16 protein-coding genes and 1 tRNA gene are annotated in these 17,124 nt (G+C 60.9%); 7 read left to right on the top strand and 10 right to left on the bottom strand.

Annotated features, from left to right (window positions below):
• Window positions 1–9: 9 nt before the first annotated feature.
• From AAEZ10_RS12105 to AAEZ10_RS12140, 8 genes are all read right to left on the bottom strand, one after another.
• Entirely contained in the window at window positions 10–624 is a 615-nt protein-coding gene (locus tag AAEZ10_RS12105; protein WP_071174102.1) for a glutathione S-transferase family protein, read from the bottom strand.
• Window positions 621–2,402: an FAD/NAD(P)-binding protein gene (locus tag AAEZ10_RS12110; RefSeq protein WP_350569353.1), complete on the bottom strand. Its 1,782-nt coding sequence runs from the start codon at window positions 2,400–2,402 to the stop codon at window positions 621–623. Before AAEZ10_RS12110 ends, AAEZ10_RS12105 begins: the two co-directional genes overlap by 4 nt.
• Window positions 2,396–3,427, bottom strand: a complete 1,032-nt coding sequence (gene sbnB / locus AAEZ10_RS12115; RefSeq protein ID WP_071174104.1) for a 2,3-diaminopropionate biosynthesis protein SbnB — start codon at window positions 3,425–3,427, stop codon at window positions 2,396–2,398. The genes AAEZ10_RS12110 and sbnB overlap by 7 nt, the downstream gene beginning before the upstream one ends.
• A gap of 5 nt (window positions 3,428–3,432) precedes the next feature.
• On the bottom strand, window positions 3,433–4,407 hold the full coding sequence (gene sbnA, locus AAEZ10_RS12120; protein ID WP_122508462.1) for a 2,3-diaminopropionate biosynthesis protein SbnA: 975 nt from the start codon (window positions 4,405–4,407) through the stop codon (window positions 3,433–3,435).
• A 404-nt stretch (window positions 4,408–4,811) separates the two neighbouring features.
• Window positions 4,812–4,887 (bottom strand) — tRNA-Phe (locus AAEZ10_RS12125).
• A gap of 91 nt (window positions 4,888–4,978) precedes the next feature.
• Window positions 4,979–5,251, bottom strand: a complete 273-nt coding sequence (locus tag AAEZ10_RS12130) for an oxidative damage protection protein (protein ID WP_016772129.1) — start codon at window positions 5,249–5,251, stop codon at window positions 4,979–4,981.
• Window positions 5,248–6,315 (bottom strand): A/G-specific adenine glycosylase, encoded by a 1,068-nt coding sequence (gene mutY / locus AAEZ10_RS12135; protein ID WP_258604505.1) that lies wholly within the window; start codon window positions 6,313–6,315, stop codon window positions 5,248–5,250. The genes AAEZ10_RS12130 and mutY overlap by 4 nt, the downstream gene beginning before the upstream one ends.
• Window positions 6,312–8,528 (bottom strand): AsmA family protein, encoded by a 2,217-nt coding sequence (locus AAEZ10_RS12140; RefSeq protein WP_073471563.1) that lies wholly within the window; start codon window positions 8,526–8,528, stop codon window positions 6,312–6,314. Before AAEZ10_RS12140 ends, mutY begins: the two co-directional genes overlap by 4 nt.
• Before the next feature lie 524 nt (window positions 8,529–9,052).
• On the opposite strand from AAEZ10_RS12140, the gene AAEZ10_RS12150 reads away from it, so the two are divergent.
• The 7 genes from AAEZ10_RS12150 to AAEZ10_RS12180 all read left to right on the top strand — a co-directional run bounded on the left by AAEZ10_RS12150 (window position 9,053) and on the right by AAEZ10_RS12180 (window position 14,872).
• The gene (locus AAEZ10_RS12150; protein WP_016772126.1) at window positions 9,053–10,717 is read left to right on the top strand and encodes an OFA family MFS transporter; all 1,665 of its coding nucleotides are present in this window, start codon (window positions 9,053–9,055) and stop codon (window positions 10,715–10,717) included.
• Between the two features lie 273 nt (window positions 10,718–10,990).
• Window positions 10,991–11,584, top strand: a complete 594-nt coding sequence (gene hisB, locus AAEZ10_RS12155) for an imidazoleglycerol-phosphate dehydratase HisB (protein ID WP_016772125.1) — start codon at window positions 10,991–10,993, stop codon at window positions 11,582–11,584.
• Window positions 11,584–12,222: an imidazole glycerol phosphate synthase subunit HisH gene (gene hisH / locus AAEZ10_RS12160; RefSeq protein ID WP_016772124.1), complete on the top strand. Its 639-nt coding sequence runs from the start codon at window positions 11,584–11,586 to the stop codon at window positions 12,220–12,222. Before hisB ends, hisH begins: the two co-directional genes overlap by 1 nt.
• A complete protein-coding gene (locus AAEZ10_RS12165; protein ID WP_122705184.1) occupies window positions 12,223–12,483 on the top strand; it encodes a DUF2164 domain-containing protein in 261 nt (86 codons plus the stop codon).
• A 42-nt stretch (window positions 12,484–12,525) separates the two neighbouring features.
• Window positions 12,526–13,263 carry a 1-(5-phosphoribosyl)-5-[(5-phosphoribosylamino)methylideneamino]imidazole-4-carboxamide isomerase gene (gene hisA / locus AAEZ10_RS12170; protein WP_056787231.1) on the top strand — a complete coding sequence of 246 codons (738 nt, stop codon included), beginning with the start codon at window positions 12,526–12,528 and terminating at the stop codon, window positions 13,261–13,263.
• Between the two features lie 9 nt (window positions 13,264–13,272).
• Window positions 13,273–14,043: an imidazole glycerol phosphate synthase subunit HisF gene (gene hisF / locus AAEZ10_RS12175; protein WP_016772122.1), complete on the top strand. Its 771-nt coding sequence runs from the start codon at window positions 13,273–13,275 to the stop codon at window positions 14,041–14,043.
• A gap of 73 nt (window positions 14,044–14,116) precedes the next feature.
• A complete protein-coding gene (locus tag AAEZ10_RS12180; RefSeq protein WP_130929050.1) occupies window positions 14,117–14,872 on the top strand; it encodes a substrate-binding periplasmic protein in 756 nt (251 codons plus the stop codon).
• Here AAEZ10_RS12180 and AAEZ10_RS12185 read toward each other — a convergent pair.
• Together AAEZ10_RS12185 and AAEZ10_RS12190 are read right to left on the bottom strand one after the other, a co-directional pair.
• Window positions 14,853–16,229: a Vps62-related protein gene (locus tag AAEZ10_RS12185; protein ID WP_323167777.1), complete on the bottom strand. Its 1,377-nt coding sequence runs from the start codon at window positions 16,227–16,229 to the stop codon at window positions 14,853–14,855. The genes AAEZ10_RS12180 and AAEZ10_RS12185 overlap by 20 nt on opposite strands.
• Window positions 16,230–16,346: 117 nt before the next feature.
• Window positions 16,347–17,123 (bottom strand): divergent polysaccharide deacetylase family protein, encoded by a 777-nt coding sequence (locus AAEZ10_RS12190; RefSeq protein WP_350569359.1) that lies wholly within the window; start codon window positions 17,121–17,123, stop codon window positions 16,347–16,349.
• Window position 17,124: the final 1 nt, after the last annotated feature.

The raw sequence follows: 17,124 nt of genomic DNA on the forward strand, positions 1-17,124 counted from the left end.
TTCCTTGGCTTAATCGTGCGTCTGTCCGCTGTACTCGGTCGCCCGCATGGACGCGCGCTGGCAGAACGTCTGATACCACTCGCTCAGGCGTGCCTGCGCCGAGAAGTCCGAGAGTTGACGGAAAGCGATCCAGTCCAGCGCCGTCGCCAAGGCGATGTGGCCGACGGTGATCGGACCATTGAGGTCGACGTGCTCTTCGATGAAGCGATACGCCTCCTTGAGTTTGTAAGCCTGGCCGTCCGCGTACGCCGGATAGCGCAAAGCCTCGGGGCGCCGCTCGACTTCCCAGCGCAGCTTGATGCCGACGTCGCACATGCCCTGCGCCAATGCCTGCAGGCGCAGCGCCTTGTAGCGCTCGGGGCCGCTTGCCGGGATGAATTTTCCACCACCGCTCAGGTCATCGAGGTATTCGCAAATCACGATTGAATCAAACAGTGCGCTGTCGTCGGGCAGCATCAGCACCGGCACTTTACCCAAGGGGTTGGCCTGGTAAATGGTCGCGTTCGGTGAAGTCGGGCTGGTCTCGTGATGTATCACCTCAAGGCTCGATGCGATGCCAAGTTCGTGAGCCAGCACCAGTACCTTGCGGGCGTACGGCGAATGCGTCTGATAGTAGAGTTTCATGCGCGAGTTCCTGTCTCAAGGATGGCGGTGGCGACTCGATGGGCGTCCATGAACAGCCGCGAAGGTGCGCCCGCCGAGGTGACGTAGTGGTTGTAATAACAAGAGCCTTCGGCGAGCGGTCCCAGCACCCAGATGTCATGCACCGCTTCGCCGCTGTTCGACCTCGGGTTGCACGCCGCGTCGACATCGATGCCGTCGATGCCCGGCACATCGGTGCGTGGACGCACAAGGCCCAGGCGCGCGAGGTCGCGCACAGGTGCGCAGTCGCTGTGGGTGACGCCGCTGCTTTGGACGTAACCGGCGACTCGCTTGAAGTGTTCGATAGCCGGGCGTGAGCCCGGTTTGAGAAAGGTCAGCAAACCGGCATCACACAGCGCGAGCAGATCGGCGTGGCGCTCCTTCTGCGGGCCGGCGACCAGACGGTTGATCGCCTTGTGCCAGCGGCCATAGAACTGCCGATGCGAATCTTCGGTGAGCCCGTCGAAATCCACCGCCTCACGCAGCCGGTCACGCAAGTCGCGCCAGACTTCAATGGCGGCTTTGATCGGCGATGCGCCGCGTCCCAGGCGTGCTTCATGCAAGTCGGCTTCGAGGGTGTCGTAAATCCATGCGTGATAGTTGTAAGGCGTGACGCTGTCGGGCAGTGCGTGGCAGATCAGCTCCAGCGGATTGATTGCCCCGGCAATCGCTTCGAACTCGCGCAGCAAAGCTTCGCAGGCGACAACACCTGCTGGGCCGGCAACGCTGACGGTTCTGAGCTGCTCAAGCAGCTGTTGTGGCGCTGAGGGTTTATGCAGAACGGCGACCGCAGCGGCACGCATCTCCAGCAGCATCAGCGGCAGAATGTCCCGTTCGAAATCCAGTCGGCGGTTGTGCGCGTTGACCCGCAACGACTCGATGCGCTCGCTGGTCAGCAACACGGCGTTATGGCGTGGGCAGCCGAACAAACCGTTGGGACGCGTGCGAAACGGCAGCCCGTCCCGCGACTGAATGAAGATCACCGGCTCCTGACCCGACGGCTGGTAAGTGTGACTGCCATCGGCCATGGGTTTGTAGACCCCGCCTCTGCCAGCCGTCAGCGCCGCCAGGGTGTCCATGGCGCCCAGGCCCAGCCCTTCGATCAACACCGTTTCGCCGGGCTCGACGGTGGTGAGGCTGCCCGGCAGCGGGTAAACGTTGTCGACCCTGTTCTGCCCCGCCAGGCGCAGGCGCCCGGTGTGGCCGACGGTCAGCACCAGACGATCCACCGTCACCGCAGCGCCGTCGGCGGTTAGCAGAAGGTATTGCTGGTTCTCGTTGCGCTCGACCGCCGTGACCTGATGCCGATGCAGATTGACCGTTACCCAGGCGGGTGCGGTCGCGAGGATCCGCGTGAAGGCGTCGGCCAGATAAGCGCCGAGCAGGTGCCGTGGCAGAAAATCCTCCGGCTCGACGTCGCGACCGTCGGCGGCGAGCAGGCCGCTCTCGGGGTCAACCTTGACGCGCCGTGCTCGGCACCACGCGAGAAAGTCCGGCCCTGGCCGTTCCCGGGCGTCGGTCAGATCACCGAACGCTGCTGCGTCGGGAAATACCCCGAGCTGACCGGCGACGGTGTTGAGCAACAGGTAGTCCGGTTGATCGGGCCAGTGCGCGCCGCTGCCGAGCACGTTGGGCTCGAAGATGTCGATGAACACCGGTTGTTGCGGGCGTTCCTCGGCGCGGCTCAACAGGCGCTCGAATACCGACAATCCGCGCGAACCGCAGCCGATCAGGCCGATGTGCACAGGCGCCTTCACCATCTGCGCTCCTCGCCAAAAAATGACGGGATGGCAATTGCCGTACCGGCCGCCACCGCAATGTCGTGGATCATCCGGCCAATCGCGAGATCGAGAATGCCCATGCCGAATGGCGAATAGATCAGCGGTTTGTCCTGGGCGACATGCAGGTCACCGCGAATCAGCTGCGCCACTGTGCCTGTGACAAAGTCGCGATGGCCGTATTGCTGCTCGGCCAGATGCGGTGAGGTATTGGCCTTCAGGCAATGGGTGACGTCGTCGAAGTAGTTGTAACTTTCCTCGATGATTTCGGCGCCGATATCCCGCAGCGAGATGTTCAGAACAATCTGCCCCGGGCGGAACGTGCCCTGGCCTTTTACGTACGGCTCGCCCGCGCTGGTGGCGAACACCACGATGTCGGCAGTCAGCGCTTCTTCGAGCGACAGCAGGCGTACATCCGGCAGGCCCAGTTGTTCACCAAATTCCGTGAGGGCTTGCGCCGATTCCGCGTTGAGATCGTGAATGCCCACACTGTCGAAGGACCAGTCGTCCGCGACGAAAGTCTCGAGGATATTTCTTGAGATTACCCCGCCACCAATGATCGAAAGTGTCGCCGCGTGGCGGTTCTGGCCATTCAGCCACCAGGCACCCAAGACTGCCGACGCCGCCGTGCGCACGGCACTGATCAGCGCACCTTCGAGCAGCGCGTAGGGGTAACCGGTATCGGGATCGTTGAGAATCAGCACCGCAGATGCGCGCGGAATGCCTGACTTGATGTTGTCGGGATAACTGGCAATCCACTTGATCCCGGAGACGGATTGATCGCCCTCGCTGTCGACGATGGCCGCCGGCAGCGCAATGATCCGGTTCGCCGGTTGCGCAGGGAAACGCAGGAAATAACTGTCGGGGTTAACGGTTTCGCCACGCTCGTGGGTCAGGTAGGTCTGCGCCACCATGTCGATGGTTGCATGCCGCAGCCCGTTGAGGATGTCTTTGACGACAGCGCCGGGGATGACGTGGAACGGCTGGATCGGATTCTGTGTGGTCATGAGGATTACGCCGAGAGTGCCAGAGCGATTTCAGGGAAAAGGGGCTGCAGTGCGGTTGCGCCGATCCGCTGGGTGACCCAGTCGTCGGAATAGATGGTTTCGAGATAGCGCTCACCCATGTCGGGGGAGATCGCCACCACGACATCGTCGGGCCGGATATGCGGCGCCCACTGGCGGATGCCGGCGAGCACAGTGCCGGTGGAGCCGCCGAAGAGCAGGCCGTAGCGTTGCGCCAGCCAACGGCAGACCTTGATCGTCTGTTCCTCGGGAATCGACAGGAAGTCGTGAATGCCCGACGACTCGTATATCTCCGGCAGGCGGCTGGTGCCGAGCCCCGGAATATGGCGCGTGCCGCCCGGCAGGCCGAACGTCACCGAGCCGACGGTATCGACGGCAATGACTTTGGTCTGTGGATGATGTTCGGCGAAGTAGTTCTTGCAGCCCATCAGCGTGCCGGTGGTGCCCGCGCCGACGAACAGGTAATCCACCTGGGGAAACTTGCGCGCGATGGACCTGGCAGTCGCTTGATAGTGGGCGAGGGGGTTGGTCGGATTCTTGTACTGGTTGAGCCAGATGTAGTCGGCGTTGTCAGCGACCAGTTGTTCGATCAGGCGAATCCGCGAATTCAGGTAACCGCCGTTCTCGTCACGCTGATCGACCATGAGCATTTGCGCGCCAAGGGCTTGAATCAGCTTGCGGTTCGGCGCGGAAATATTCGGATCGATCACGCAAACGAACTGGTAACCCTTGGCAGCGCAGACCATGGCCAGCGCAACGCCGAGATTGCCCGATGAGGATTCGATAAGGCGGGTCTTGTGGTTGATCAGTCCGCGGACTTCAAGATCAGTGATCAGCGCGTGCGCGGTCTTCAGCTTGATGGAGCCGGCGGGATTCAGTCCTTCGATTTTCAGCTGGATCGTTGCGCTGCAAAGATCGCCGATCTGCACATAACTGTCTTCATTGATGAGTTGCTTGATCATACGTCGTCCGTTTCGCTCTTTTGCCGGGCGCACGGGGGCGCCAGCATTCATCCTGGAATGTTTGAAAAGCACTGACTGCAGTTCGCCTGTGGGTTGGGTTCAGATTTTTTTGCTGGACAGGAAATGACCTTGCGGGCGACGCCGATCGATTCAAAAAATCAGCGTTTTGCGCTCTGAGGGCTACAGGAGTCCAGAGTGTTGCGGGGCGCAAAGTAGAGCCAGTCATTGGCTCGCCAAGGCTTGCGTGAAGTATTGGCGAAACGCCATCTGCGCGGAGAGATACAGATTTCGGGTTTTTTCCAGTACAGCTGGAATCCGGGTGTATCGAAGGACGAAGAGAGGAGGGGGATCAAATCGCAGGCATAAAAAAACCCTGAATCTTGCGATTCAGGGTTTTCGGTATTTGGTGCCCAGAGACGGAATCGAACCGCCGACACGGGGATTTTCAATCCCCTGCTCTACCGACTGAGCTATCTGGGCAACGGGGCGCATTAAAAGGGTTTTTCGGATTTACGTCAACGACTTTTTGAAAATTTCTTAAATTAATTCCGTCGCTTACGAAATCTGCGGGTTATTCGGCTGGCGGCACGTAGCCTTCGGCCTTGGCGTATTCCTCGCCGGAGAAGTACTTGTCCATTTCGCCCTGCAGGTATTTGCGATCTTCGGCGTTCATCATGTTCAGGCGCTTTTCGTTGATCAGCAGGGTCTGGTGTTTCTGCCAGTCGGCCCAGGCCTTGGCCGAGACGTGGTCGAAAATGTCCTGGCCCTTGGCACCCGGGAAAGGGGCGCGTTCCAGCGCGGGCAGTTCTTCTTTGTACTTGCGGCACATTACGGTGCGGGTCATGGCGATTCTCCTGCATTCAAGACGGCGGCCGCGCGTTCGAGCAAGGTCTTGACCGGGGCAGCAAGGCCCAGGCGCGGCGGGGTGGCGAGGTTATACCAGAGCCAGTCGGCCTCGGCCACGTGATGGCTGGCTTCCTGCACCTGAACCAGCCACGGTTCGATGGACAACTGGAAATGGCTGAAGGTGTGAACCAGGCTCGGCAGTGCTTGCTGCTGGCCCATGGTCAGCGAGTGCTGATCGGCCAGATGTTGCAGATCTTCCAGATCATCCAGCTCCGGCAGGCTCCACAAACCGCCCCACAGTCCCGTCGACGGGCGGCGGTAAAGCAGAATCGCGCCTTCGCCGTTGGCGAGCATCGGCATCAGCGTGCGTTTCTGCGGGATGGCCTTGCGTGGCTTGGGAATCGGATAACGTGTTTCCAGGCCAAGCATGTGCGCTTCACAGCCACGCTTGAGCGGGCACAGCAGACAGCTCGGCTTGCTGCGCGTGCAGAGTGTCGCGCCAAGATCCATCATCGCCTGGGTGTAGGCGTTGACCCGATCGTGCGGGGTGAAGCGCTCGGCGTTGGCCCAGAGTTGTTTGGCCACCTTCGGTTCGCCGGGGTAGCCCTCTTGCGCAGTGAAGCGCGCCAGCACGCGTTTGACGTTGCCGTCGAGGATTGGCGCACGCAGGCCCATGCTGATGCTGGCGATCGCCCCGGCGGTGGACAGGCCGATGCCTGGCAGCTCGGTGAGTTTTTCCACGTCGCGCGGGAATTCGCCAGCGTACTGGCTGACGACGATCTTCGCGGTCTTCTGCAGATTGCGTGCGCGAGTGTAGTAACCCAGCCCGGTCCACAGGTGCAGCACCTCGTCTTCCGGCGCTGCGGCCAGCGCTTGGACTGTTGGCAGCGCCGCCATGAAACGCTCGAAATAGTTGAGCACGGTGCTCACCTGAGTCTGCTGCAACATGATCTCGGACACCCAGACCCGATATGGATTGATGTCCTGCTGCCACGGTAAATCGTGGCGGCCATGGCGATCGAACCACTCCAGCACCGCCGTGGAAAATTGCTCCGCTGTCATCGCTTGAACAGCCCCTTCAACGCGTCTTTCAATTCCGGGCTGACTTTGTCGCCCAGTTTTTCGTCGATTTTCTCGCTGAGCTTGTTGCCAGCCATCTTACTGGCGACCTGACCGAGACGGTCGTTGTCGATGCGGCAGGCCTTGGCGCCCAGTTCCAGCGGGCCACGGCAGCGCAGTGGCCACTCGATGCCGACGAATTTCTCGCCGACCTGACAGGCCGGGTCGGGCATGGCGCTGGTGTCGCCCTCGACGATGATGCCGACGCGGTAGTCCATGCCGAGCACGCGCAGGTCGATGTCGCCGTCACCGTTGACGGTCATGCCGGGGATGCGCACTTTCAGGTCGGGGTTGCTGGCGACGCCATTGCGCACGGTCAGGTTGCCCTTGAGCTCCTCGAACGGCGTGTCCTTGCCCCGAGGCTCGCCGCTAAGGGTCTTGCGGTTGAGGGTGGCGATGCCTTTGCACAATTGCTGTTCAAGGTTGGCGTTGAGCAGCACGCCGTTGTTGATGACGAAACTGGCGTTGCCGTTCAGCGTATCGATCAGCGCCTGTTGGCTGTTGCCGCTGCCGGTGAGGCTGCTGGTCAGCGTTACCAGACCTTTGACCGGCGGATTCTTGCCTTGGCTTTCAATGATTTTTTCCGCCGGCACGCGGTTGAGCCGGGTCTGCAGGTTGAGCACCGGTGCGCTTGGGCGCACGTCGAGTGTGCCGTTGGCGACGAAGCCGCCGTTGTACAGATCACCGCTCAGGTTAGTCAGCGTCAGCAAGCCGCCCTGGCCGGTGGCTTTGAGCGCGGCGTTCTGGATCGGCAGTTTGTCGAGGGTCAGTTGGCCGAAGGTCAGGTCGGCATCGACGTCGAGTTTGGCCAGGCGTTCGACCGGCAGCAGACGCTCGGTGCTCCAGGCGGTTTTGCTCGGTTTGTCCGGCAGCGGCGTGGTGCCTGCGACGGCGCCGGCCTCGGTGCTGGCGACTTCGGCCTGACGGGTTTGCGTGGCGCTGTTGGCCTGGGCCGATTTCGGTGGCAGGTAACGGTCGACGTTGAACGTGTCGGCCTTGAGAATCGCGCGCAGCGATTGTTTGGCGAAGTCCTCGATGGCGATGCGGCCGCTGAAGCTGCTGTCATCGAGTTTCAGGTTGATGTTGTCGAACGACAGACTGGTCGGGGTAGCCGCAACGCGGCTGACCAGTTCGACCTTGCTCAGGCTGCCTTCGCCCATCGCCGGCAATGTCTGGCCGATGCTGTCGACGAATTTCGCCAGATCGAACTGAGCAATGGAGATGCCGCCGCTGATCTGTGGCGTCTTGTCGAGGTCGTTGGCTTTCAGCTCGCCCAATGCGCGCAACTGGTTGGCGGAAATCTTGATGCCGGTCCATTCGGCGACGTTCGCTGCCTTGTCCAGCAGCAACTGACCTTGAGCGGAGAAGGTCATGGTCTTGCCTTGCAGCGGATCGCCAGCGAGTTCGCCGGTCAGCTTCAGGTCTTCGAACTTGTAACGCTGCAAGGCGCGCTCGAAGCGCAGCTCGCCGTTGAGCTCGGTGCGCACGCGCAGTACCGGTTGGTTTGTGCCAAGGAACGCAGTGGCTTTTACCGGGATATTGGTCGAGTCGTGCACCGGGCCGGTGCTCAGTTGAATGCTTTCGGCGCTGAACTGCTTGCCGGTCAGCTCATCGGTGTATTCAACGCGGGCGTTGTTGACGGTCAGGCTGTCGATGTCGAGGCGGATCGGTTGCGCCGGTTTTTCCACGGCGACGGTCGGTTCGCTGGCGGTCGCGCCCGGTGTGGCGGGTGGCGTCGAGCCTGGAGCCACAGGCACTTTGCCGATGTCTTCCCAATTGCCGTGGCCGTTCTTGTCGCGGTTCAGGCGCAGGTTGAGGCCTTCGACGCGCACGTCACTCATTTGCACTTCGCGGCGCAACAACGGCAGCACGCGTACGGACAGGCCGAGCATCTGCAAGTCGGCAAACGGTTCGGCAGGTTTGGCCAGGGTGGCGACGCTGGCTTCGTGCAATTCCAGGCCGAGCCACGGGAACAGGCTCCAGCCGATATCGCCATTGAGCGTCAGCTCGATGTGGGCCTTGTCGCGGGCTATCTGGCGGATCTCGTCTTTGTAGTCGTTGGGATCGAAGAGGTGGGTCAGGGCAAAACCTGCCGCCACAATGATCAGCAACAGCCCGAGAAGTACCAGACCCAGGATTTTGCCGAACGCTTTCATGGGCGAGTCCTTGTAGTTAGTCGAATTGGTCATATGGCCGGGGAGTATAGCGCTGCCGGCACCCGGTTCGGTGTGGCGTCATCTGCCGAGGGTCGGCGGCGGCACCTGCAACTTCGCCACCAGGCCTGCGCTTGAGGATGCCCGGCGGGCGCCAGTGGGTGCAATCCGGCCCCCGCTTGCGACGCCAACTTTTGCGCTTGGTTCACCCGTCGTTCAGTCACGCCCAGGCGACGGGTAACTTTTCACACGCATAAATGGGACAAGTAGCAAACGGCGTGGTGCCTTTGCAGACGCGGGGTTGGCAGCTTCCCGAGTCGTACGAGAACAGATGACTTGAAAAAAGGTGATATCAGTTTGGTTTTTCTGTCACCTGAGAATGGTAACCTTCGCCAGTTCGTCCGCCCGTCTGCGACTTAACGTCGCGCCTTCAAGGAGCTTCACCTAAAAAAACGGTCATGCCTGCGTGCATAAGGCCGAGGGTGAGCAGTGGCTGGCGAACCATACTAACAATTGGGGGATACACAATGAGCACGAGCATCACGGCGGACGGCCTCAAAGCCGACCAGCCTGCGTTCCTGTCCAAGGAACGCATCATCGCCAAGCCCGGTTTCAACCGCTGGCTGGTTCCACCGGCCGCTTTGGCCATTCACCTGTGCATCGGCATGGCCTACGGTTTCTCGGTGTTCTGGTTGCCGCTGTCCAAGGCACTTGGCGTTACCGCGCCGGTGGCTTGCGCGCCGGACATGAGCTTCATCGCACAGGTATTTTCGTCGAACTGCGACTGGCCGATCTCCATGCTCGGCTGGATCTACACGCTGTTCTTCATCTTCCTCGGCTGCTCGGCAGCGATCTGGGGTGGCTGGCTGGAGCACGCCGGTCCTCGTAAAGCGGGCGTGGTCTCGGCCTTGTGCTGGTGCGGCGGTCTGCTGATTTCCGCGCTGGGTATCTATACCCACCAGATCTGGCTGATGTGGATCGGCTCCGGCGTGATCGGCGGTATCGGTCTGGGCCTGGGCTATATCTCGCCGGTGTCGACCCTGATCAAGTGGTTCCCGGACAAGCGCGGCATGGCGACCGGCATGGCGATCATGGGCTTCGGTGGCGGCGCGATGGTCGGTGCACCACTGGCGACTGCACTGATGAGCCACTTCGCATCGCCAGAAGGCGTGGGCGTATGGCAGAGCTTCGTGGCCATGGCGGCCATTTACTTCGTGTTCATGATCGGTGGCGCATTGTCCTACCGCGTGCCGCCAACCGGCTGGAAACCTGAAGGCTGGACCGCTCCGGCGAAGAAAGCTTCCAACGCGATGATCACCAACCGTCACGTTCACGTGAATGTAGCGTGGAAAACTCCGCAATTCCGTCTGGTCTGGCTGGTGCTGTGCCTGAACGTGTCGGCGGGTATCGGCATCCTCGGCATGGCTTCGCCACTGTTGCAGGAAGTGTTCGGCGGCAAACTGCTGGGCGTCGATGTACCGTTCGGTCAACTCGACGCTGGCCAACTGGCCTCGATCGCGGCGATCGCAGCGGGCTTCACTGGTCTGCTGAGCCTGTTCAACATCGGAGGCCGGTTCTTCTGGGCCTCGTTCTCGGACTACCTGGGTCGCAAGAACACCTACTTCGTGTTCTTCGCGCTGGGTTTTGCCCTGTACGCGCTGATTCCGAACATGGGCCATCTGGGCAACGTTGCGCTGTTCGTGGCGGCGTTCTGCATCATCCTGTCGATGTACGGCGGTGGTTTTGCCACCGTTCCGGCGTATCTGGCCGACCTGTTCGGTACGCAGATGGTCGGTGCGATCCACGGTCGTCTGCTGACTGCCTGGGCCGCTGCCGGCGTGCTCGGTCCGGTGCTGGTCAACTACCTGCGTGAGTATCAGTTGAGCATCGGCGTGGAACGCGCTGCCGCTTACGACATCACCCTGTACATCCTCGCCGGCCTGCTGGTGCTGGGCTTCCTGTGCAATCTGATGGTCCGTCCGGTGGCCGACAAGTACTTCATGACCGACGCCGAACTGGCTGCCGAACAGGCACTGGGCCACGACAAGGGTGCTGATGCCAGCACCGTTCTGGAGTGGAAAGCGGCGCCGGGCACCAAGCCTCTGGCGATCGCTGCCTGGCTGGTGGTGGGTATTCCGCTGGCGTGGGGTGTGTGGGTGACCCTGCAGAAGACGGCGGTACTGTTTCACTAAGGTGTTAGCTGAATAAACACCGAACCTGTGGGAGCGAGCCTGCTCGCGAAGACGGAGCACCAGTCAACATCAATGTTGGCTGGCGTGCCGCATTCGCGAGCAGGCTCGCTCCCACATTTGTTTATGGCATGCCTGTACTGGCTTGTATGGACATGTCTACCCGCGACAGCCGGGCGTTCTATCCGTCAGGCATCTCACCTCTCGTGTTTCTGTTTGCCTCCTGCGTGCCTATAATGGCTGCCTTTTTCGCCCAATGATTTTGCGGAGCTGGTGATGGCCGAACGTAAGGCGTCTGTCGAGCGCGACACTCTGGAAACCCAGATCAAAGCCTCGATCAACCTTGATGGCACCGGAAAGGCCCGATTCGATATCGGTGTACCTTTTCTTGAGCACATGCTGGACCAGATCGCCCGTCACGGGTTGATCGATCTGGATATCGAATGCAAGGGCGATCTGCATATCGACGACCACCATACGGTGGAAGACGTCGGTATCACCCTCGGCCAGGCGTTCGCCAAAGCCATCGGCGACAAGAAAGGCATCCGTCGCTACGGCCATGCCTACGTGCCGCTCGATGAAGCGCTGTCGCGCGTGGTGATCGATTTCTCCGGTCGCCCGGGCTTGCAGATGCACGTGCCGTACACCCGCGCTACCGTCGGCGGTTTCGACGTTGACCTGTTCCAGGAGTTTTTCCAGGGCTTCGTCAACCACGCGCTGGTCAGCGTGCACATCGACAATCTGCGCGGCACCAACACCCACCACCAGATCGAAACCGTGTTCAAGGCTTTCGGCCGCGCACTGCGCATGGCCGTCGAGCTGGACGAGCGCATGGCCGGGCAAATGCCGTCGACCAAAGGCGTTCTGTAATGCAGACGGTTGCAGTTATCGACTACGGCATGGGCAATCTGCACTCGGTGGCCAAGGCTCTTGAGCACGTCGGCGCCGGCAAGGTGCTGATCACCAGCGATGCGAACGTAATTCGTGAAGCCGACCGCGTGGTATTCCCGGGCGTTGGCGCGATTCGCGATTGCATGGCGGAGATCCGTCGCCTCGGCTTCGATTCGCTGGTCCGTGAGGTCAGCCAGGATCGGCCGTTCCTCGGCATCTGTGTCGGCATGCAAGCCCTGCTCGATACCAGCGAAGAGAACGCCGGCGTCGACTGCATCGGCCTGTTTCCGGGCGCGGTGAAATTCTTCGGCAAGGATCTGCACGAAGACGGCGAGCACCTGAAGGTCCCGCACATGGGCTGGAACGAGGTGAAGCAGAACATCAGTCACCCGCTGTGGCATGACATCCCGGATCTGGCACGTTTCTACTTCGTGCACAGCTACTATATCGCCGCCGCCAATGCGCGGCAGGTGGTGGGCAGCGGTCATTACGGTGTCGATTTCGCCGCAGCGCTGGCCGACGGTTCGCGTTTCGCCGTGCAGTTCCACCCGGAGAAAAGCCATACCCACGGCCTGCAACTGCTGCAGAACTTCGCTGCGTGGGACGGTCGCTGGTAAATGGCTGTCAAGAAATCCAGACCGCCGATTCTGACCCTCACTCCCGAGCAGGAGAGCGAGGCCAGTCGCAAGATTCAGCGGTTCATGGAAGACCGTTTCGAACTGGATCTGGGTTCGTTCGAGGCGGCGGAAATTCTTGAGCTGTTTACCCGCGAGATTGCTCCGCACTATTACAACAGGGCGATTTTCGATGTGCAGACCCACCTCAAGGAACGGTTTGAAAGCATCGAAAGCGACCTGTGGGCGCTCGAGAAAAACTGATTCCCGAGCCAAGCTGAACATTCCAATTTTAAGGTTTGCCAGATGCTGATTATTCCCGCTATCGATCTCAAAGACGGTGCCTGCGTACGTCTGCGCCAGGGCCGCATGGAAGATTCCACGGTGTTCTCCGATGACCCGGTGAGCATGGCTGCCAAGTGGGTAGAGGGCGGTTGCCGCCGTCTGCATCTGGTCGACCTCAACGGCGCGTTCGAAGGCCAGCCGGTCAACGGCGAAGTGGTCACCGCGATCGCCAAGCGCTACCCGACCCTGCCGATCCAGATCGGTGGCGGCATCCGTTCCCTGGAAACCATTGAGCATTACGTCAAGGCCGGCGTCAGCTACGTGATCATCGGCACCAAAGCCGTAAAAGATCCGGCGTTCGTTGCTGAAGCCTGCCGTGCGTTTCCGGGCAAGATCATTGTCGGTCTGGATGCCAAAGACGGTTTCGTCGCCACCGACGGCTGGGCTGAGATCAGCACCGTGCAGGTCATTGACCTGGCCAAGCAGTTCGAAGCCGACGGCGTGTCCTCGATCGTTTATACCGACATCGCCAAAGACGGCATGATGCAGGGCTGCAACGTACCGTTCACCGCTGCGCTGGCCGCTGCCACCAGGATTCCGGTGATCGCTTCCGGCGGCATCCATAACCTGGGTGACATCAAGTCGCTGCTCGACGCCAAGGCACCGGGCATCATCGGCGCGATTACCGGCCGGGCGATCTACGAAGGCACTCTCGACGTCGCCGAAGCGCAAGCTTTCTGCGATTCGTACCAAGGCTGAGGACTGACCATGGCGCTGGCCAAACGCATCATCCCTTGCCTGGACGTGGACAACGGCCGGGTCGTCAAAGGTGTGAAGTTCGAGAACATCCGCGACGCCGGTGACCCGGTGGAAATCGCCCGTCGCTACGACGAGCAGGGCGCCGACGAGATTACCTTTCTCGACATCACCGCCAGCGTCGATGGTCGTGACACTACGCTGCATACCGTCGAGCGCATGGCCAGCCAGGTGTTCATTCCGCTGACCGTCGGCGGTGGTGTGCGTACCGTGCAGGACATCCGCAACCTGCTCAATGCAGGCGCGGACAAAGTGTCGATCAACACCGCCGCCGTGTTCAATCCGGAGTTCGTTGGCGAAGCCGCGCAGCATTTCGGCTCGCAGTGCATCGTCGTTGCCATCGACGCCAAGAAAGTCTCCGGTCCCGGCGAAACCCCGCGCTGGGAAATCTTCACCCACGGCGGGCGCAAGCCGACCGGCCTCGACGCGGTCGAGTGGGCGAAGAAAATGGAAGGCCTCGGTGCTGGCGAAATCCTCCTGACCAGCATGGATCAGGACGGCATGAAAAACGGCTTCGACCTCGGCGTGACCCGCGCCATCAGCGACGCGCTGGGCATTCCGGTGATCGCTTCCGGTGGCGTCGGCAATTTGCAGCATCTGGCCGACGGCATTCTCGAAGGCCATGCCAGTGCGGTGCTGGCGGCAAGTATTTTCCACTTCGGCGAATACACCGTGCAGGAAGCCAAGGCCTACATGTCGCATCGCGGCATCGTCATGCGCTAAAGCGTACAGGCCAGTGGACAGCATGGCGCGCCCAAGGCACTCTTGGGCACGCCATGGATTCCGGTAGCCCGACATGATCAAACGCCTGCTTGTTGTTCTCGCCAGCGCCTCGTTGTTGTTCATCAGCAATGCCCGGGCCGAAACCAGTCCCGACACCGACCTGGTGCTGCTCACCGAGAACTTCCCGCCGTACAACATGGCGAAGAACGGCAAGAATTTCGCCCAGGGCGACAACATCAACGGCATTGCCACGGACATCGTTCGCGAGATGTTCCAGCGCGCCGGCCTCACTTACAGCCTGACCCTGCGTTTCCCCTGGGAACGTGTCTACAAGCTCGCCCTGGAAAATCCCGGTTATGGGGCCTTCGTCATGGCGCGCCTGCCCGATCGCGAAAGACTGTTCAAATGGGTCGGCCCGATCGGCCCGGACGACTGGATCCTGCTGGCCAAGGCTGACAGCAAGATCACCCTCGAGACCCTCAACGACGCGCGCAAATACAAGATCGGCGCCTACAAGGGTGACGCGATTGCCGAGACACTCACCAAGCAAGGCCTCAAACCAGTGGTGGTGCTGCGCGATCAGGACAACGCTAAAAAGCTGCTCAATGGCCAGATCGATCTGTGGGCCACGGGTGATCCTGCCGGCCGTTATCTGGCACGGCAGGATGGCGTGACCGGTCTGAAGACCGTGCTGCGCTTCAACAGCGCCGAGTTGTACCTGGCGCTGAACAAGGATGTTTCCGATGAGGTGGTCAACAGGCTACAGACCGCGCTGGATCAGTTGCGCAAGGAAGGCGTGGTCGATGAAATCATGGCGCGCTATCTGTGACCACATCCAGATCAGGCGATGGCAGCGCTTCTACGCTGGTGCTGTCGATGCCTGGCTCAGCGGGGATATCCGACGTCAGCGATGGGCACGAACTGACTGACTCGATGGATTGCGGCGGGTATTGCGTCAGCAGAACGCTGGAGTCGTCGGTATAGCCGAAATCGACCGCCACTTGAGTACCGTCTTCCCTCACCAGTTCGTAATGGCTTTGCATCTGATAGACCGCTACGGCTGATTGTTTTGGCACCATGGCAATCACGATCTGCGGTCGCAGCTCGTTCCAGCCGTTGGAAGACGCTTCAGTATGGGTCAGGGCCTTCGGCAGGCACGCCGAGAATCTGGTCATGCGGATGTCGCTCAGAGGCGCGGATGGCCAGGCTTTTACAATTTCCATCGCGGTGAAGCTATGGAACATCCGCATCGTCACGGCGCTCTGCGCGCGCGGCGCAGTCCATTTTGTCGCGCGGTATGTGTCTGCCTCATTGCGCTCATGACCGATGAGCACGTATTGGTCGGTCCTTTTGAGTGCGTAGTAAGGTGAGTTGCGAAACTGCTCACCGGGATGCGCATGGTCTCGCACCGCGAACCAGGGCAGGCGGGCAACATGTGTGACTGTGGCGGGTTCGCTTTCGGCTGGCTTGGCATAGCCACCGAGAACCGGAACCTGCGGTGGTTCGCTCAGTTGCACAGGGATCTGCATGCGCAACGCGTACGCCGATGAAGGTGCCGCAGGCTTGCTGTAGCCCTGAATGCCGGCGAATGTGCCCGCTGCAAACAGGATTTCGCCTGCTGCCGCAGTCGGCGGTTCGATGGCGTAGGCACTGAAACTCATTTTGGCGCCGCTACCTTTGTCATTCCAGATCAACTCGCCGAGGTTCGCCGCGACGACGAGGTCGACCCTGACGCAGCGCACTGAGTTGAGCGAAGGTTTGCAATGATCGGTGGTGCAGACTTGCCCCAAGGCGACGTAACCGACAGGTGCCAAAGGGCGCCAGATCGACAGGCGCGCAACATTGGGCGCCCCGGTTTCTTTCCAGACCAGTTCAAAATCGACAGGGCGCGCCAGTGCCTTGCCTCTGGCGTTTTCGACTCCTTTCAAATCCCTCTCGCAGACCACGGCCGCGACTACTTCGCCGTTGATATTGGCATCGCCGGGGATCAGCACATCGCCCAGCGGGAAATAGCCCGGCAGTGCATCCGGAGCGGGGGCAGGGCGCCAGAAGGTGGCGGGTTTCGCTTTCGAGCCGTTGCTGCTCCAGACCCGATTGAACTCCGTGGTGAAGTTGATCAGCAGGTTGTCCTGGATGATCGGTTCCATTTGCCGTGGCAGCGCTGCGATATTGTCTTCGATATTCATGATGATTCCTGATAGTTGAAAGCGACGCGAGGGCGTCGCGACCTGTTGCAGGTCGCACTATCGGAAACGGGGACGGTTATCGGGTGGTAACTATGTATGTGCCAGCGTCACAGGGTTTCACCGGTAAACGCCATCCTTGCCATGCCCGGCCATGGCGCGGTTGCTGCGCACGCTGATCATCTGCCGGATATCGATCCAGTCGATGCCTTGCGCTTTGAGCTTGGGTAATTCGCGCTCCAGCACCGCCAGGGTCTGCGGATACGGATGGCCGATCATCACCGCTGAGCCCTGTTTGTGCGCCAGGGTGATCGCGGTCTGCAACTGATTGGCAATGGCCGCTTCGGTGCGCTCATCATCGAGAAACACGTCTCTGGAAACGCTGGCCAGATCGATTTTCTGCGCCTGCTGCGCAGCGACCGTTTGAGCGCTGGTGCGGCTGTCGACGAAGAACTTGTGCCGACGCTGCAATTCGCCCATCAACCACGCCATGGCCGCAGGCTGCGCGGTCATGCGGCTGCCCATGTGATTGTTGATGCCGGCGGTGAACGGGACTTTTTCAAACGCGGCATTCAGGCGTTTCTGCAGCTCTTCGATGGGCAGCTCGGGGTGCCAGGCGTACGGCCCGGTGGCCGGATCCATGGGCATGTGCAGGATGACGATCTTGCCGGCGCGATGGGCTTCGCGGGCAAATTCGGTGGCGTGGGGGGTGTCGGGCATGATCGCCGCCGTGACCGGGCCGGGCAGGGCGAGCACGCGACGATCCCGGGGCAGGTTCTGCCCCAGGTCATCGATGATCAATGTCAGGTAGGCTTTGTGCGGCGAGGAGCTGGCGGGCTCTGCTTCGGCAAAACCCGCCAGACAGCACAACAGGACGCAGAGTGCGCGGAGCAACATC

Source organism: Pseudomonas sp. H26/SER47-MNA-CIBAN-0231, from assembly GCF_040310465.1.
Taxonomy (GTDB): Bacteria; Pseudomonadota; Gammaproteobacteria; order Pseudomonadales; family Pseudomonadaceae; genus Aquipseudomonas; species Aquipseudomonas atacamensis.

Coding starts and splice junctions, on each gene's coding strand:
- AAEZ10_RS12105 (WP_071174102.1), bottom strand. CDS start 624: ATGAAACTCTACTATCAGACGCATTCGCCGTACGCCCGCAAGGTACTG.
- AAEZ10_RS12110 (WP_350569353.1), bottom strand. CDS start 2,402: ATGGTGAAGGCGCCTGTGCACATCGGCCTGATCGGCTGCGGTTCGCGC.
- sbnB (WP_071174104.1), bottom strand. CDS start 3,427: ATGACCACACAGAATCCGATCCAGCCGTTCCACGTCATCCCCGGCGCT.
- sbnA (WP_122508462.1), bottom strand. CDS start 4,407: ATGATCAAGCAACTCATCAATGAAGACAGTTATGTGCAGATCGGCGAT.
- AAEZ10_RS12130 (WP_016772129.1), bottom strand. CDS start 5,251: ATGACCCGCACCGTAATGTGCCGCAAGTACAAAGAAGAACTGCCCGCG.
- mutY (WP_258604505.1), bottom strand. CDS start 6,315: ATGACAGCGGAGCAATTTTCCACGGCGGTGCTGGAGTGGTTCGATCGC.
- AAEZ10_RS12140 (WP_073471563.1), bottom strand. CDS start 8,528: ATGAAAGCGTTCGGCAAAATCCTGGGTCTGGTACTTCTCGGGCTGTTG.
- AAEZ10_RS12150 (WP_016772126.1), top strand. CDS start 9,053: ATGAGCACGAGCATCACGGCGGACGGCCTCAAAGCCGACCAGCCTGCG.
- hisB (WP_016772125.1), top strand. CDS start 10,991: ATGGCCGAACGTAAGGCGTCTGTCGAGCGCGACACTCTGGAAACCCAG.
- hisH (WP_016772124.1), top strand. CDS start 11,584: ATGCAGACGGTTGCAGTTATCGACTACGGCATGGGCAATCTGCACTCG.
- AAEZ10_RS12165 (WP_122705184.1), top strand. CDS start 12,223: ATGGCTGTCAAGAAATCCAGACCGCCGATTCTGACCCTCACTCCCGAG.
- hisA (WP_056787231.1), top strand. CDS start 12,526: ATGCTGATTATTCCCGCTATCGATCTCAAAGACGGTGCCTGCGTACGT.
- hisF (WP_016772122.1), top strand. CDS start 13,273: ATGGCGCTGGCCAAACGCATCATCCCTTGCCTGGACGTGGACAACGGC.
- AAEZ10_RS12180 (WP_130929050.1), top strand. CDS start 14,117: ATGATCAAACGCCTGCTTGTTGTTCTCGCCAGCGCCTCGTTGTTGTTC.
- AAEZ10_RS12185 (WP_323167777.1), bottom strand. CDS start 16,229: ATGAATATCGAAGACAATATCGCAGCGCTGCCACGGCAAATGGAACCG.
- AAEZ10_RS12190 (WP_350569359.1), bottom strand. CDS start 17,123: ATGTTGCTCCGCGCACTCTGCGTCCTGTTGTGCTGTCTGGCGGGTTTT.